Genomic DNA, 17,062 nt, shown 5'->3' with positions numbered 1-17,062 from the left:
TCTGTAAAAACTTACTGATTCAGAAATGCAAAAAACCGTTGAAGCGTGAGCGACAACGGTTTTTTCTTTTCAGGCCGTTTAATCAGGAATGGCGATGTGTCTTACTGTTTGAGCACCGTGAGTCGTAGTGACGCACCCACCAGTAGCGATCTGCAACGCGTTCGCGCCCGCCGACTCTGGCACCGGCCAGCCACAAAATAGCCCCGATGAAAATACTGCCGACAGCACCGTGAGCCATAAACTGCGGTAATCCCAATTCAGGCAATTGATTTAAAATGGAATAACCAACGCCACCGACCATTGTGAGCAAACCGAGTCCCATCAGGGCATTGCCCAGTCTCATTGCGGTTTTACGTTTCATCTGTCACCTCCGGTTGTCGATAGTCTTAGCATCATTGCTGTCTTGTCATTTCCTGCCTTAACTATAGACGTCCCATCCGGTTCACTTTGCGGTCACGATCACAGACAGAGAACATTAGATGACAATTCTTTACGTTTTCCAGTCAGATACATTCGGAGAGTTAATAATTAACTTTAGAAACTATTCAGAAACGACCCCATTTAACGGAATAACGTGGCCGGATATTTGGCACAGCGAAAACTGACAGGTAAACTACCCCGCTAAACCTCACCCGATTAAGAAGCGAAAACCGTGAGCAGCATTAAATTGATCGTCGGGCTGGCCAATCCCGGAGCCGAATATGCCCAAACCCGCCACAACGCGGGCGCCTGGTATGTTGATCTTCTGGCCCGCCAGCACAACCAGCAGTTAAAAGAAGAAAGTAAGTTTTTTGGCTACACCGCGCGTTTATCCCTGGCAGGTCAGGACGTTCGTTTGCTGGTGCCGACCACCTTCATGAACCTGAGCGGCAAAGCCGTTCTGGCGATGGCGCAGTTCTACCGCATTGAGCCGGACGAAATTCTGGTCGCGCACGATGAGCTGGATATCCCGCCGGGCATGGCGAAAATCAAACTGGGCGGCGGCAATGGCGGCCACAATGGCCTGAAAGATATCCAAAGCAAATTCGGCGGTAATCCGAATTTCTACCGTCTGCGCATTGGCATCGGCCATCCGGGCGATAAAAGCAAAGTTGTGGGATTTGTGCTGGGCAAGCCGCCAGCCAGTGAACAGAAGCTGATTGATGATGCGATTGATGAATCACTGCGCTGCACTGAATTGCTGATGAAAGACGGTTTGGAAAAAACCATGCGTCGTCTGCACACGTTTAAAGCCGAACTTTAATCCGCGCAGGCTGACCGCTAATCCTGCTGACGGGCGCAACTTTTGCGCCCCTTTTTATTTGTACTGACGGGCTTAAAGTGGCTCGTCAAACCGCAGTAAGCGCCCGGCATTGCCCAGCACCAGCAAGGTGCTCAGGTTGTGCAACAAAGCGGCAATCAGCACACCGCCCACGCCGAGTAATCCCATTGCCGCCGCCGCCATCACGACCAGCGTCCAGCCCAGCCCGATGAAAACATTGATTTTCAGCGTCTTACGGCAGGCACGGCTCAGCCGAACGCAGGTCCCGAGACGCCGCAGATCGCTGCCGATCAGCACCACGTCGGCAGAAGCCAGCGCAATATCGCTGCCGCCCGCCCCCATCGCAATGCCCACCACGCCCGCTTTCAACGCCAGAGAATCATTGATGCCGTCGCCGACCACCATTGGCCGGAACCCTTGTGCGATTTCGGCTGAAACCTGATGCAGTTTATCTTCCGGTAACGCCTGCGCAACGACTTCACTGATGCCCAGTTCTCCGGCAATACGGTTGGCCACGCTTGTGCGGTCGCCGGTCAGCAAAAGTTGCCGTTGCAACCCAAGCTGGCGCAGTTCGGCCAGCGCCGTTTGCGCCTCCGGCCTGAGCGAATCGGCCAGCAGCAGCCAGCCGAGAAAACGCCCGTTAAGTGCCAGCCCGACCAGCGGCCCGTCGTGTTCAGGTTCGTCATTGACCGGGATATGGTTCTGGCTGAAAAATGCCGGACGCCCTAACAGCGCGTCGCCCTGTGCGGTACGCGCACGCACGCCCATGCCCTGCTGTTCTGACACATCCTCCAGCGGTAAATATTGTTCCCGCGGCAGTAATTTTGCCAGCGCACGGCTGACCGGATGGCTGCTCGCCGCGCCCAGGCTGGCCGCCAGCCGGAACATCGCATCCGAAGACGCCTCTGCGGCCAGCACCGTGCGCTGCAAATGCAGTTCACCGTGCGTCAGCGTACCGGTTTTATCCACTACGATGGCGTTCAGGTCCGCCAGTTCCTCCAGAAATGCGGAGCTGCGGATCAGGATCCCGTGACGCGCAGCCACCGCGATCCCGGCAATGGCCGTGGCGGGCGCGGAAAGCACCAGCGCGCACGGACAGGCCGCCACCAGTACCGCCAGCATGGCATGGGCATCACGCGTGATAAACCAGGTTGCGGCGGCAATCAGCAGAATAAGCACCAGATATTGTCCGGCATAGCGTTCGAGCAAACGGGTAATCGGCGGTTTGGCGTGTTCGGCTTTTTGTATCAGCGCAATCACCTTACCCAGCGTGGCATCCGCGCCGGTGCGCGTGACTTCAACGCAGAGCAATCCGTCGAGATTAATGGCACCGCCGAAAACGTCATCGCCTGCGCGGGCTTCCTGTGGCACGGATTCGCCGGTGATCGGCGCGGTATCCAGACTGGCGCTGCCGGATAACACACGGCCATCGGCGGGCAACCGGTCACCGGCGCGGACTTCAACCCGGTCGCCGGTTCGCAGCTGGTGGTTATCGATTTCTTCAATTTCACCGTCAGGCAAAATCCGCCGGGCGCGGCTGCGCGTCAGATGGCTCAGCGCGTCAATGGCTTCCTGCGAACCGATCACGCTGCGCTCTTCCAGAATGTGACCAAAAATCATAATGCCCGGCAGCAGTGCGGCGGTCATCAGGTCGCCGGTTGCCCACGCTCCCAGCATCGCGATGGCAATCAGCTGATCGGTCACGCCGTGCAGACTGGGGCTGCGTAAGCTGTAAATCGCCGAACGCAGCACCGGCACCGCGACCAGCAGTGACGCCACGCCAAACAGAATTTGCCCGACGTCGCTTTGCTGCGGATACAGCCACTGCCAGATCCAGCCGCACAGCAACAGACCAAATGCGGCCATCGCCAGCAACAGCTGCACCGCCATATTTCGCTGTTCATGGCGCGTTAGCAGCACGCTTTTTGCGGGCGACGTATGCGGTTCTTCAGAGGAAAAAGAAGTCACGGAAGCAATACCTCAGGGTTGAGATGTCGGACGATCTGGCCCCGGCAGGATCAGATGCGCGTCGTCATGGGGATCAACAGCAGTGACGCTGCCGGCATGCGCGAGGATCGCAGGCATCCGTTCACGCCACAAACGCCACAGCAATTCCGGAGAATGGTCGTCCGCCAGCTGCACGATAGTCGCGGTATCGGTGGACGCGCGGGCAATCTGCTCGCTGGCTTTAGCATGGGAAACCTGTAAAGCGCGGTCTGCCGACTGAACGGCGTCCTGATGAACGCGCGCCGCCTCATTACTGGCGCTGGCGATGTTTTGATCAGCCTGCTGGCTGGCCGTCAGCACCGCATTGAACGCATCCACTGCCGACGGAGGCAGGGACGACTGCACGTCAACGCGGCGGACTTCAATACCGGTACTGCTCCCGCCCGCGCTCAGCGCCGCCAGTTGCTGATTTATGCCCTGACGCAAGTCGCCGCGCAGCCGTTCGCGGCGTTCGGCGATATTGCTGCCGTTGCCTGCTATTTCCGGCCGGGCGACCAGAATGGTGTCCAGATCCCGTGAGGCACAAATTGCCACCGCCGCATGCTCGGTTAAACGGTCAAGCGCCGGTAACACGTGTTCGCCTTGCAGCACAAATGCCACCGGATCGGTTATCACGTAGTACACCTGTACATCCAGCTGAACCACGCCGGAATCTCCGGTCAGTAAATATCCCGCACCGGCGACGGCATCACTTTTCCCGCCACCGGTATTGTTCCATGCGGGCACAATGTCGGTTCTCAGCAAGGCGGTAACATGATGTTCGATAACCCGATCGGCTGCGGGTAAGATTTCAACCTGTTCCAGCGGTTCCGGCCAGGCCAGCAACAGCCCTGCTCCCGCCGTGCGCGAAACGGCACCAAACCGCATCACCACCGCGCGCTTGTCCGGCTCTATCTGCCGGACGTTGGAAAACAGCCAGCTCGCCGCAGCAATCAGCGTCATGGCGAACAGCGCCAGATACGCCAGACGCCCCGCCTGAAACCACGCATTCCCCTGAAAACGGGATAACGGATTCATGGGCGCGTTCCGTTAGCCGGGGCAGCGGGTATTGCCGGCGGGCCTTCGACCAGTTGGCGGAACGGTGCCGCACCGGTGCCCAGCACCAGTTGCGTGCCCGGCGTGATGACACTGCTCAGCGTATCGAGCGAGCGCAGCAGATCGTAGAGTTCAGGATTACCGGCGCGGGCTTTGGCGTAAATCGCCGCACTCAGCACCTGCGCCTGCGCTTCGATATTGGCCGCGCTGACTGAGGCATCCGCCTTAATCACGCGGGCGTCACGTTCAGCGGAAGACCGGATTTCAGCCGCCTGACGCTTACCCTCAGCAGAGCGCTCGGTAGCAATGGTTTCCCGCTCAGCCCGCATGCGGTCAACGGTGGCATCTAAGGTCACCGACGGCAGCGTCAGCCGCTCAACGCCAACCTGCACCAGCTCGATGCCGTAGCTGTCGAGCAACTGGCGGGCGATCTGGTCATGCAGATGCTGTTCAAAACCGGAAAGCCGGATTTTGCTGGCGTCAGTGTTCACCAGGTCAACCAGCGCAAAACCGCTGGTGGTTGTTTCCAGCGCTGAGCCGATAAATGTACGTATCTGCGCAGCCGCCATATCCGGCTGATTTTGTACCGCACGGATAAAACGCTGCACGTGCTGGGGATCGTTTTTCACCTGCCAGACGGTATAAGCCTGAACGATGATCCGCAGCCCGTCGCGCGTGCCGACATCCTGCAAACCGCTGGACGTGGTACGGATACGCAAATCCACCGGGATCGCCGTTTCCAGCGGAACCGGCAGATGCCACGCCAGCCCCGGTTGCAACAGCACGCGCACCGGATTTCCAAAGCGCGTGATCACCATGGCTTCGCCTGAACGCACCTGCACCAGACAGGCCGTGGCGGCAATCAGCGCCACCAGCGCGGTGGCAATCGTGACCCGCCGCCAGAGTTTAGGCGCCGCCGGGCCGCAATGATGATGGTGATGATGATGTCCGGCACCGTGATGATGCCCGCCGTGCGCATCGTGATCGTGTCCGTGGCCTTCAGGTTGTTGGGAATCACTCACCGGGTACTCTCCGCTTTGACAGAATGCGCCGCTTTATCCACTCCGGGCGTAAATGGCAGGGTAAAATTTCTCAGGTCCAGCACCGGCGGCATCCCGCCCCCCATGCGATGATCGACAATCAACACCTTCGGATGTTGCTGCATCGCCAGCGTCAGACGGCTGAAATAGCGTTCGGTCAGGAACGACTGTCCTCCGGTCTGATACGCCTGATTTTCGGCGTTAAAGGACAACGCCATGACCTGCGCCTGATCCAGATTTTCATGACTTTGTGCGGTGGCCGCATCCCGCGCCAGCCCGGCAAATTGCTGCGCGGCATTCAGTTGCTGTGCGGCCTGACCTTTCTCACCGGCAATCGCACTTTGCGCCAGAATTTGTGCCGCCTGCACGCCGTGATAAGCGTCCGCCGCGCCCGCAGGCGGATGGATCGACTCAATCACCGTCGCCAGCAGTTCCACACCGCTGTTGAGATGATCAAGCTGCGCCTGCACTTTCTGCCCGATATCTCCGGCCAGACGGGTCTGATCGCTGCCCAGCAGGCTGTCGAGCGTGCGCGAGGAGAAATCATGTACCAGCACCTGATTGGCAATACTGCGGATCAGCACCGGCATATTTTCGGTGTGATACAGGCTCGCCATGGCCGCGTCATCATTCATGGCGATGCGGTACACGAAACGGACGTCCATATTCATGATTTGAAAACTTTGCCGGTCGTTCGCCGCGCTGGCGATGATTTGTGATTTGTCGCTGCTGTGGCCGGAATCCCATAACCGGTTTGCGCTCTCCGGCGCGGGGCCTTCTGCCGTGTCTGCCACCGCAACGGGTGTGGCGCTTACCGGTTCTTCAGAACCCGTGGTGAGTTCATGCACTTCGCCGTTATCCACCATCAGCGTGCGGCCAAAGGGCCACGGCAGCCCGGCATGTAAACCGGGCTGCCGGACGGCCACCGGTTTGCCGAAGGATTCATAGATCCCACGCTGCGTCAGCGGCACTTCGCTGATGCCGGTCAGCAGCCAGCCGGTCAGCAGGAGGATTGCACCGAGCGGCAACAGCGCGCGACGCATAAAACGGAACGCCCAAATCTGGCGGAGATCAATACCAAAGTGCTGATGCAGTTCGTTCTGCACAAATTGCAGCGGACGCGGCGGCCAGCAGAGTTGCGCCGCCAGCAGGCTGCCCGCAATAAACTCCGGCTCTTTGTCCTCGCGCGGCGGTGAAAACACCGCGATCAGCGCCCGCAGGAAAAGCTCCAGCGCCACCAGCGCCGGTAACAATCCGGTGAACACCAGCAGGTGTGCTGGCCATACCGCAGTTCCTCGCGCAAACATCAGGGCCAGCGCCGTCAGCAGAAAGACGCCGATTAACATGCGCATCAGTAGTGCCAGTTTTGCCGCTTCCGGCCATTCCTGCGGATTTTTTAACGTCCAGTGACGCTCAAGTACCAGCACGGCGAAGGCGCAAAGAATAAAGACAGAACCGGCGAAATAGCCCGTACTCCCGGTTTCATTGACCGGTAACGGCAACTGCCACAGCAGCGCGATGAGCAGCAAAGCGGCTAATGCGGGAAGTGCCTGAAAGAAAACGTGCGCATCGACATAACGTAATAGCGGGCGCATCCACGCGCGGGAGGCCAGACGCTGAGAAAAACCGGGGGGAATTTGCGGCCCGACCAGGCCGTTACGGGAGGCAAACTGTTGCCCGCGCCAGCGGGTAATGCGCCGGGCGCATTGCAGCGAGGCAGCGCAAACCCACATCGCCGCCATGATATTCCCGACCACCCACGGCCAGACTGACTCCGGCGTGACCAGATACAACATCAGCAATATCAGATACAACACACTGCTGATCACCATCACGGCGTGGATCAGCCCGCTCAGCCAGCGCGTGTGGGAAGCGGCGGACTGAAAGCGCAGCTGCTTGCTGGCATCGTCCGTTCCGGATGCTTTGTTTATGCTCATGTCCGCTCCGGCAGAGGAGAAAAAATAATCCGTCACGCTGGCCGGGCGCCAGTTCGTGTCGGATCAACCGAGCGTAACCGTATAACATTACAGAATTTTCGGCGATATGAATTTGGCCGCTTTTTTGACACTAAATGTAAGCGATTATCTTACGGCGCGCCGGCAGCCAGGCGCAGTTGCTGTCGGCGGTTTGGTGTCTGAAGGGATTACGTGAGGGAAACGGATTCGAAACGCCGGAACATCGCCAGCGCCAGGCCACGCGCGGGATTGAACCGTTCGGTAACAAAGGTGATTTGCGTGCGACTGAACGGAAACGTCAGCGTAAATTGCTGCGCTGCGGCCAGTGTATTTTCAACAAATAGAGGATGAACGTTATAGGGGCAATCAATCAGCAACGTTTTCGGATTCATTAAATGAATAATCTGGCTCAGCGCTTTACCCAGAAGTTGCCCGGCCTGCACCATCACCTCATTCACAATTTCAGCCGACTGCTGGCGGTTATCCCAGCTCAACCCCGGCTGACGCTGTTCCAGTTGCCGGTTAATGGCCGAAAGGCCGATCAGGGATTCCAGACAGCCCCGCTGACCGCATGAACATAACGGCCCGTCAGGCAGTACCGCTAAATGGCCGACCTCGCCCGCCGTCCAGCTTCCGCCGGAATACACGCCATGTTCGGTTAACAGCGCGCCGCCAATCCCTTCGCCAATTCGCAGATAAAAACGGGCGTCATTGTCATTGGCGCTTTCGCCTTCGCGGGCAATCAGCGCCGCCGCTTTGACGTTATTCCAGACGCTGACCGGCACGTTATCTGCACAGGTCAGTAAAGGTTGCAGGTTGACTTCTCCCCAGCCCAGATGCGAGGACACATGCAAAATGCCCTGCTGATGGTCGATAATGCCGGGAAAACCGACGCCAATGCCGACCAGATCGGGCCACGCCTGCTGTAGCTGCTGGCAATGGTGCATGATTTCCGCCAAAACGGACTGCGGCTGGGAGGTATCGAGGGAAAAGGTTTTTTCATCAATGATCTGCGAGAAATAATCACAGACCATCCAGTGCAGACGCTGGCGCTCAATCATGATGCCTGCGGCTTTAATTGACGACGGGTTCAGCGCAACGTGAATTTTCGGACGTCCGATGCTGCTGGTCTGTGCCACGCCCTGTTCTTCCACGTAGCCCAGCGCCAGCAGGTCATCAACAATCAGGGAAATGGTGTTTTTGCTTAACGCCAGCGCCCGGGAAATATCCAGACGGGAGCTGATTTTCTGCTGGCGGAGATAAGCCAGTACACGCTTTTCATTGTACTGGCGCAGCAGCGCGGGTCCTTTGCCTGAGTCTTTCATGTCATGACTTTCCATCGCGTTACACCGTAGCGTCGCATTATTACATGACTGAGGATCCGCCCGTCAACCTATTCACCCCGCCAGACTTCCGCCCCGTTTTTATACGTCGCCAGCAGCCGGAGTGCGTGATTTTCATCCTCGCGCAGAAGAATGGCATCCAGCGGCGCACCGGGAATAAGCCCCTGAGCGACCGGAAGATTCAGCCGGGAAGCGGGCCGGACTGACGCCATCTGAACCGCTTCCGGGCGCGGAACGATGCCATTTTTTAGCAGCATGTTGACGCCGTATAACAGCCCCTGAACCGAACCGGCCAGCAGCGCCGGATTGTTCGCCATCGACAGCCGCCCTTCGGGGCTCAGCACCACATCCCCGCCGATATGCGAATGATAATGACCCGGCGGCATTCCGGCGTGGCTGGTGACATCACTGACCAGCAGCGCCCTGCCGTTTTTGGCCCGTATAAAGGTTTTCAGCACGGAGAGCGGCAGGTGTTCACCGTCGGCAATCATCGCGCACCACAGATCATCCTGCGCCAGTTGCTCCCAGATGTAGTTCGGATGCCGCGGTAACGTCAGATGCGCGCCGTTCCCCAGATGCGTCGACATCTGCGCGCCCGCTTTCACCGCCGAGGCAATTTGTTCTGCGCTGGCGGCAGTATGGCCGATAGAAACCACCACATTATCCGCGACACACTGGCGGATAAAATCGTCCGCATTTGGCCATTCCGGCGACAGAGTGATCAGGCGGATCCGCCCGTCTGCCGCCGTCTGCCAGCGCTGAAACAACGCATAATCAGGGGCCTGAATATGCACCCGGTTATGTGCGCCCCGCGGGCCGTCCTGCGCGGATAAAAAAGGGCCTTCCAGATGAATACCGGCAACCGATGCCCCGACGGACGGAAACTCGCGGCAAGCCGCCGCCAGCGTGCTGACCATCTCCGTGATTTCGTCCGCGCCGTTGGTGATCACCGTCGGCATAAATGTCGTCACGCCCTGCTGCCACAGCGCCTGCGCCACCTGCTTAACGGAACCGACGCTGAAAGGAAAACTGTTAAAGTCAGCGCCACCGTAACCATTGACCTGTAAATCCACCAGACCCGGTGCGATCAGCGGCAGATTTTCACCGCCCGTTAGCGGACGAATCTGGCTGATATTGCCGTCATGCGCCACAATCTCAACCGGCTGTTGTGTACGATAATCCCTGCCGCGTAACGTGATTTCACTCATCCGCCAACTCCCCGAAACCCGCGATATCGGAATACAGCGTGCAGGCCGGATGCGTGCGCAGCACGGTCGCCGGACAGGCCGCCGACGGCGGCGCGGTCAGCGTCTGTTTAATCGCCTGATGCTTATTCTGGCCGGGCACCATACAAAATAATCGTGCCGCCGCCATCAGCGTCGGGATTGTCAGCGTCAGCGCATGCATCGGCACATCGTTCCGCGACGCAAAGCAGCCATCGTTCACCTGTTGCTGACGGCATACGGCGTCCAGCTCAACGATTTTCATCGGCAGCGGATCTTCAAAATCCGCCACCGGCGGATCGTTAAAGGCTAAATGCCCGTTCTCACCGATTCCCAGACAAACCATATCCACCGGAGCCTGTTGCAGCAGGCGGGCATATTCCGCGCAGTTTTGCACCGGTTCACCCGCCCCCGGAATTTTGTAAACCGCGCCCGGCCTGACGATATCGAACAAATGCTCCGTCAGATAATGGCTGAACAACGCCGGAGAATTTTCCGGCAACCCGACATATTCGTCCATGTGAAACGCGTCCACCCGCGCCCAGTCAATATCTGCAGCCTGTGCCAGATGCGCCAGAAATTCATTCTGCGACGGCGCGGCGGCAAAAATAATCCGCACACGCGCCTGCTGCTGAAGACGTTGGCGCAAGTGTTCCGCCGCATCGCGGGCAGCGGCTTGCCCCATGTCTTCGCGACGGGTGAAGACTTCAACATTCAGGCGTCCCGCCTGCGTAACGTACAGTGGTGATGTCATAGTAAAACCTGCTTTGTTATTTAACGTGATTCTGGTTACCGGGATTCGGTCTGATAAGCGGAAGCGGCTTCCGACGCAGGCAACTCCTCTGCCTGATCCTGATTAAGCGCATTCAGTAACACATCAACCTCCGCGCTGACCGGGCGGCGGCGAAGTAAACCGCCAATCACAAAGACCGCCAGCGATAAGAGCACCGGAATGGCGACGACCTGAGCCGTACTCATGTCCGGAACGACGAATTTGACCAGGAAGAAGGCCGAAACGCCGGCAGCCCATGACGTAATCGCTGCCGCCGATCCGCATTTACGGAACCACGGCAACAGCCCCAGCAGCATCGGGATAGAAATCGGCCCGACCAGCCCGCCGAACCAGACAATCAGCAGCGACAGCACGCCGCCAAAACGGCTGGCATTGACGGCAATCAGCAACGTGGTGAGGATAAACAACACCACCGTAACGCGCGCCACCAGCAGGGAAGATTGTCCCTGACCAAAGCGTTTCGGCAGCAATACCGGCAAAATATCGCGGGTGACGACGGCGGTGATCGCGTTGGAATCCGAAGACGTCATCGACAACGTGTGCGTAAACATCGCCACCAGCACCAGCCCGATCAGGCCGTTGGGCAGCAACTGCATCGCCATAATGGAATAAGACTGAGAGGGATCGGCGATATCCGGGAATAACAACGGCGCGGCCCACATCGGATAGAACAAAATCAGCGGCCAGACCAGATACAGCGCGGAAGACAGCAACGCCGCTTTGCGGGCATCCTTTCCGCGCGGTGAGGCGATAAAACGCTGCGCTAAATTCCAGGTGCCGCCGTTGTAGCTCAGGGTATAAATCACGAAATACGCCAGAATAAAGCCCATTGAATACGGCCCGGCCACGATGTCCGTATGCCCTGCAGGCAGCCGGTCCCAGATGGTCAGCAGGTTGCTGAATCCGCCCAGATGAAAGGCAACGGCGACCACCATCACAATGGCGGCAATAAACTGAACGATAAACTGCCCGAAGTCGTTACAGGCGTCGGCCCACAAGCCGCCCAGCACGGTGTAAAACAGACACAGCACCCCGGAAATTGCGATCCCAACCAGCGGATCCAGCCCGGTAAACACATTGATGATAATGGCGATCGCCGCCCATTTAGCGCCCACGTCGAAGGTTTTCAGAAACACCCCGCTCCACGCCAGAATCTGCTGCGTCGGCACGTTATATCGCGTGGCGAGATATTCCATCGGCGATTCGATATTCATATGAATGCGCAGTCGTGCCCAGCGTGGCGCAAAAATGACTGACCCGATGAAAACCGCAATTGAAATCGGGAACGCCCACCAGAAATAGATGGTCAGCCCGTACTTATAGGCCACGGCGGCGTAGGCGACAAAAACCGCCGCGCTGTACCCTGACATATGGTGTGAAATCCCTGAAAGCCACCAGGGCATTTTGCCCCCGGCCGCAAAAAAATCCCTGGTGTTACCCACGCGCCGCATGGCCCACAGCGTGGTCATCACAATCATGAGCGCGTACAGCGCCATGACAAAATAGTCTATCCCGTTCATCGTTAACTCCGGTGGCAATCTTGCGTTGTCGAAGTCCGGCGGGAAAACTTGCCGGTTTTTTAATTAATCCTAATTAAGGACTAATTAAACCCTAGCATGATGAAATGCGAACAAAACGTGAACAAGATCACGGTTCTTTTCGATATTTATGAGTGATTTATAGGAGTTTCTTATGGATGAGACAGAGATCGGTAAAACGCGTTGAGCCGGACGACGTGCCGGAACCAAAATAAAAAAGGTGCCGTGTTGAGCGGCACCTGTTGAATGTCAAAGATTATCTTCCGCGACATAATACTGCGGGTCATCCAGTTCATGGCTGCAAAACGGCCCCGCTTTTTTCAGCAGGCTTATGCAGTCGTTGCTCAGATGGCGAAGGCGTATTGTCTTTCCGGCCTCCAGATACCGCGTGGTCAGCTTATCAATCGCCTCGACGCCGCTCGAATCCATCACCCGGGTACCGGCAAAATCCAGCACCACGTTTTGCGTATCATTCTGCGGTTCAAACAATTCTGAAAACGACGCCGCTGAGCCAAAGAACAGCGGCCCTTCCAGCTTATACACCGTCAGCGCGTCCTTGGTTTTCTTCTCGCGGATACGGATCCGCGCCTGTTGCCAGGCAAAAACCAGCGCCGAGATAATCACCCCGCTGATCACCGCAACCGCCAGATCGGTGAAAATCGTAATGACGGTGACAATCAGCATCACCAGCGCATCGGCTTTCGGCATCCGCCGCAGACGGCGTAGAGAACTCCATTCGAACGTGTTGTAGCAGACCACCAGCATAATCCCGGCCAGCGCCGCAACCGGCAGCAGCCCGATGTAACCGGACAAACTCACCACAAACAGAATCAGCAAAATCGCGCCGACCGTGCCGGAAATCCGCCCGCGCCCACCCGATGTAAAGTTAATGATTGATTGCCCGATCATCGCACAACCGGCGAAACAGCCGAACAGACCGCAAATCGTATTGCCCGCACCCTGCGCGATGCTTTCGCGATTACCGTTCCCTTTCTGGCCGCCCATTTCATCGAGCACCGTCATGGTCAGCAGCGATTCAATCAGCCCGACCAGCGCAATCACCACCGCATAAGGCAGCACCACTTTCAGCATTTCCAGGCTGAACGGCACAACCGGCAGGCTGAAGTGCGGCAATGCACCGGAGATATCCGCCAGATCCCCGACCCGCAGCGTGTGAAGGTTAAATCCAATCGCCACGGCGGAAACCACAATCAGCGCCGCCAGTGAAGACGGAATGATTTTGGTCAGTTTCGGGAACAGCACGACGACCAGGATCGCCAGCAGCACCAGCCCGTACATCAGCGGCCCCTGCCCGGCAATCATGTGAAGCTGCGCCAGCATAATGACAATCGCCAGCCCGTTCACAAATCCGTGTACCGCTGGCAGCGGCACCAGCCGGATAAACTTACCCAACCGGAACACACCAATCAGAATCTGAATCACACCTGCAAAAATCGTCGCCCACAGCACATATCCCATGCCGTGCTGCGCCGCCAGACTCATCAGCACCACCACGATGGAGCCCGCCGCGCCCGACACCATGCCCGGTTTGCCGCCAAACAGCGCGGTCACCAGCCCGATGATAAAAGCGGTGTGCAAACCGACGATCGGCGACAGCCCCGCCACCAGCGAAAACCCGACGGCCTCCGGGATCATCGATACCGCCACAACAAATCCGGCCAGCGTTTCGTTCTTCACTTCCGACAACTTCAGACCACGCGGGCTAAACATAAGACATCCGGTTTACTTCCAGTCAGTTAAAAAATTGTGACAAGTATCTAAAAATGGCCGGAACGAGGCAAGGTTTAATCAATCCGGTCAATGAGGTAGCGGCTGTTCATCGCGATCACAACCGGATCGAGAAAAATGCCGTTCTCGTGTATAATGCGGGGAATTATGGTCATTACATCGCGCAATTACGTTTAATTGCTTGATAATTAAGATATTAAGGTGAGAAAAACATGGGATTCAAATGCGGTATCGTCGGCCTGCCGAACGTCGGTAAATCCACTCTGTTCAATGCGCTGACCAAAGCGGGTATCGAAGCAGCAAACTTCCCGTTCTGCACCATCGAACCTAACACCGGCGTCGTGCCAATGCCCGATCCGCGTCTTGACCAGCTGGCCGAGATCGTAAAACCACAGCGTATCCTGCCGACTACCATGGAGTTCGTGGACATCGCCGGTCTGGTAAAAGGCGCATCCAAAGGTGAAGGTCTGGGCAACCAGTTCCTGACCAACATCCGTGAAACCGAAGCAATCGGCCACGTTGTCCGTTGTTTCGAAAACGACAACATCATCCACGTTAACAACAAAGTGGATCCGGCTGACGACATCGATGTCATCAATACCGAACTGGCATTGTCTGACCTGGATACCTGCGAACGCGCCATTCACCGCGTGCAGAAACGTGCTAAAGGCGGCGACAAAGATGCCAAAGCTGAGCTGGCTGCGCTGGAAAAATGTCTGCCACAGCTCGAAAATGCAGGCATGCTGCGTGCGCTGGATCTGACCGAAGAAGACAAAGCGGCCATCCGCTACCTGAGCTTCCTGACGCTGAAACCGACCATGTACATCGCCAACGTTAACGAAGACGGTTTTGAAAACAACCCGTACCTCGACGTTGTGCGTAAAATCGCCGACGCCGAAGGTTCAGTTGTGGTTGCCGTTTGCGCCGCTGTTGAATCTGACATCGCCGAGCTGGACGACGCTGACCGTGAAGAATTCATGGCCGAGTTAGGCATTGAAGAGCCAGGCCTGAACCGCGTGATCCGCGCCGGTTACGAGCTGCTGAACCTGCAAACTTACTTCACCGCTGGCGTGAAAGAAGTCCGCGCATGGACCATCCCTGTCGGTGCTACCGCGCCACAAGCCGCAGGTAAAATCCACACCGACTTCGAGAAAGGCTTCATCCGCGCACAAACTATCGCGTTCGAAGACTTCATCACCTACAAAGGTGAGCAAGGCGCGAAAGAAGCTGGCAAAATGCGTTCCGAAGGCAAAGAGTACATCGTCAAAGACGGCGACGTGATGAATTTCCTGTTCAACGTCTGATTTGTTTTTGATGTCTCGGAATAACATTCTGAGACGGATGAAATACAGAAAACCCATGCTAAAGCGTGGGTTTTTCTTGAGTAACAGCGGACTACCCATATAAAACAGACGATTAAGCATTCTAAATTTAATCATAAAAATAAACTTTGTTCGTTATAGACATCTATTTTCATCAATACTCACCGAGATAAAAAATCATGTTCATTACATGATGACTGGCAATTTACAATTTCTAGACTCACCTGATCCCCGACGGACTCAATAGCATACTCCTGCCCGGTTTTATAACTTGTATCAATATCGATACCATTATCAATTAAATATACCTTTAATATTTCCTCGCCGAGTTTGGTGTCTTTCACTTTTGTCCATGTGACTTTGTCGCTTGTAAAGCCGTAATCATCATCTCCTTGAGAGAGATAAATAGCTTCCACAGATAATTTCGGTGCATTTTTTAAAACACTCGGCGTTAAAAAATAATAATCAAATACGTTTTTTTCAGTGTATTCTTTTCCGTCCATTGTGTAGAACATCATGGAACACACAAATATCATATAAATTGTAGCAATGAGAAAAAACAAACCAAATGCTATCGTAATTAAAGTTAACAAAACATTACAGATATTTTTCATAGCACATCCTTCGCGCTTTATCTCAATTTCTAAATTCGAAATACTCGGGTTTAATTATCTCATGTGGATATGTATACAGCATTGATGGCGTATTGGTGTTTTTATGTCCATTATCAAAATCCCAACCTGCATATCTAATTGATGTGTAGAGTTCATGATTCATTCTGTTAGCGTCATGAAGTAAATTTTTCACAGGTTTAGATTCGTATCTATTGTAGACATACTTATCACGGAGGTTATTAAGTGGCTTGATATAGTCCAGCCAGGAAGGCAGAAGTCCCTTTCGTGGCAAAAACTTCCTCATTGGTGAAGGTTCAGGGAAAAGTAATGGTCTCAATTCTTTATTTTTAAACTTACCAACAGGTCCGTAATGATCCCAAATTTTCAATGCATACCCCAGCGTGGTTGGGTATGACAATACTAGAGGATCTGTTCCATTACCGAAAACTCTGTAAAACCCAACTAAATCTGAAATCAAGTCTTCACAACTAAAACCACTGTCGGTATACCATGAAAAAGCAAGTGATTGCTGAAATGCCTCGAACCTAAAGGCTGTTTTCGTCATTATTGTCAGCGCAATGCGCCGTTTAACCTCCCAACTCAGACAAGAACGAACCATCAGGGGGCTATTAATGCCGACTCTCCTTTCAACAACTTTTCCAAACTGGAGATAGTCAAATCCGAATTCTTGAAAATAATCGACAGGAAAGTACCAGTCTTTAAACTCAGGGAAGTATTTCCTCCCTTTCTCTTCAAGCAGGAGCGTTTTGAGCCTTCTGGAATCTTCCCCACATGCGTGACCTAAATCGATCCATCCTAAAACCTTGGTATAGATCAGCCCCCTTTTATCGCCTGTAGATCTTAATCCATCTTTAATATCTTTCCGTTTACTCATACATTTCCTGAGGTCAAATTGCTTTGATTATAATTACCGTAATGCAACACCGACAAGATAAACATCTTGTACTTACGCAATATTAAACTTTTATTTTTCATTGAACTAAAGAAGTTATAACTCAGTAGATCATTCAAAACAAATGCTATATATCAATATAGAAAACCAATCAATACATCCCAATTATTAATGGGTGAGATTCCCAATATTGCTGAAAGCCTCTTCATCTTTTTAAAGTTGCTTAGTAAAAATTTTTAAACTCATGACTTACCCGTATTTCTTATCCG

14 protein-coding genes are annotated in these 17,062 nt (G+C 55.1%); 2 read left to right on the top strand and 12 right to left on the bottom strand.

Going from position 1 to position 17,062, the window contains the following annotated elements; all coding sequences use genetic code 11:
• Positions 1–82: 82 nt before the first annotated feature.
• Positions 83–361 (bottom strand): stress-induced protein YchH, encoded by a 279-nt coding sequence (gene ychH, locus KWG64_RS16685; RefSeq protein WP_152326296.1) that lies wholly within the window; start codon positions 359–361, stop codon positions 83–85.
• A 291-nt stretch (positions 362–652) separates the two neighbouring features.
• Between ychH and pth the strand changes: the two genes are divergently transcribed.
• A complete protein-coding gene (gene pth / locus KWG64_RS16680) occupies positions 653–1,243 on the top strand; it encodes an aminoacyl-tRNA hydrolase (protein ID WP_192938081.1) in 591 nt (196 codons plus the stop codon).
• Positions 1,244–1,315: 72 nt separating this feature from the next.
• On the opposite strand, the gene KWG64_RS16675 is transcribed toward pth, so the two are convergent.
• The 9 genes from KWG64_RS16675 to KWG64_RS16635 form a co-directional block, all read right to left on the bottom strand.
• Positions 1,316–3,229, bottom strand: a complete 1,914-nt coding sequence (locus KWG64_RS16675) for a cation-translocating P-type ATPase (RefSeq protein ID WP_218522520.1) — start codon at positions 3,227–3,229, stop codon at positions 1,316–1,318.
• A gap of 12 nt (positions 3,230–3,241) precedes the next feature.
• Entirely contained in the window at positions 3,242–4,285 is a 1,044-nt protein-coding gene (gene hflK, locus KWG64_RS16670; protein WP_218522519.1) for a protease modulator HflK, read from the bottom strand.
• Positions 4,282–5,325: a protease modulator HflC gene (gene hflC, locus KWG64_RS16665; RefSeq protein ID WP_218522518.1), complete on the bottom strand. Its 1,044-nt coding sequence runs from the start codon at positions 5,323–5,325 to the stop codon at positions 4,282–4,284. Before hflC ends, hflK begins: the two co-directional genes overlap by 4 nt.
• Positions 5,322–7,280 carry an SPFH domain-containing protein gene (locus KWG64_RS16660; RefSeq protein ID WP_218522517.1) on the bottom strand — a complete coding sequence of 653 codons (1,959 nt, stop codon included), beginning with the start codon at positions 7,278–7,280 and terminating at the stop codon, positions 5,322–5,324. Before KWG64_RS16660 ends, hflC begins: the two co-directional genes overlap by 4 nt.
• 206 nt (positions 7,281–7,486) lie before the next feature.
• Positions 7,487–8,638 (bottom strand): ROK family protein, encoded by a 1,152-nt coding sequence (locus tag KWG64_RS16655; RefSeq protein ID WP_370628699.1) that lies wholly within the window; start codon positions 8,636–8,638, stop codon positions 7,487–7,489.
• Between the two features lie 53 nt (positions 8,639–8,691).
• Positions 8,692–9,849 (bottom strand): N-acetylglucosamine-6-phosphate deacetylase, encoded by a 1,158-nt coding sequence (locus KWG64_RS16650; RefSeq protein ID WP_218522516.1) that lies wholly within the window; start codon positions 9,847–9,849, stop codon positions 8,692–8,694.
• The gene (locus KWG64_RS16645) at positions 9,842–10,618 is read right to left on the bottom strand and encodes a glucosamine-6-phosphate deaminase (RefSeq protein WP_218522515.1); all 777 of its coding nucleotides are present in this window, start codon (positions 10,616–10,618) and stop codon (positions 9,842–9,844) included. Before KWG64_RS16645 ends, KWG64_RS16650 begins: the two co-directional genes overlap by 8 nt.
• A 35-nt stretch (positions 10,619–10,653) precedes the next feature.
• The gene (locus tag KWG64_RS16640) at positions 10,654–12,177 is read right to left on the bottom strand and encodes a sodium:solute symporter family protein (protein ID WP_218522514.1); all 1,524 of its coding nucleotides are present in this window, start codon (positions 12,175–12,177) and stop codon (positions 10,654–10,656) included.
• 267 nt (positions 12,178–12,444) lie between these two features.
• Positions 12,445–13,926: a SulP family inorganic anion transporter gene (locus KWG64_RS16635; protein WP_218522513.1), complete on the bottom strand. Its 1,482-nt coding sequence runs from the start codon at positions 13,924–13,926 to the stop codon at positions 12,445–12,447.
• Positions 13,927–14,156: 230 nt separating this feature from the next.
• On the opposite strand from KWG64_RS16635, the gene ychF reads away from it, so the two are divergent.
• Positions 14,157–15,248, top strand: a complete 1,092-nt coding sequence (ychF, locus tag KWG64_RS16630) for a redox-regulated ATPase YchF (RefSeq protein WP_101079643.1) — start codon at positions 14,157–14,159, stop codon at positions 15,246–15,248.
• A gap of 179 nt (positions 15,249–15,427) precedes the next feature.
• Here ychF and KWG64_RS16625 read toward each other — a convergent pair whose 3' ends face one another.
• Positions 15,428–15,880, bottom strand: a complete 453-nt coding sequence (locus KWG64_RS16625) for a hypothetical protein (RefSeq protein WP_218522512.1) — start codon at positions 15,878–15,880, stop codon at positions 15,428–15,430.
• Positions 15,881–15,902: 22 nt separating this feature from the next.
• Positions 15,903–16,775 carry a hypothetical protein gene (locus KWG64_RS16620; RefSeq protein WP_218522511.1) on the bottom strand — a complete coding sequence of 291 codons (873 nt, stop codon included), beginning with the start codon at positions 16,773–16,775 and terminating at the stop codon, positions 15,903–15,905.
• Between the last annotated feature and the right edge of the window lie 287 nt (positions 16,776–17,062).

The organism is Rahnella sp. PD12R (genome assembly GCF_019200965.1).
In the GTDB taxonomy this organism is placed as follows: domain Bacteria; phylum Pseudomonadota; class Gammaproteobacteria; order Enterobacterales; family Enterobacteriaceae; genus Rahnella; species Rahnella laticis.
This window is presented reverse-complemented; position numbering and strand designations above follow the sequence as displayed.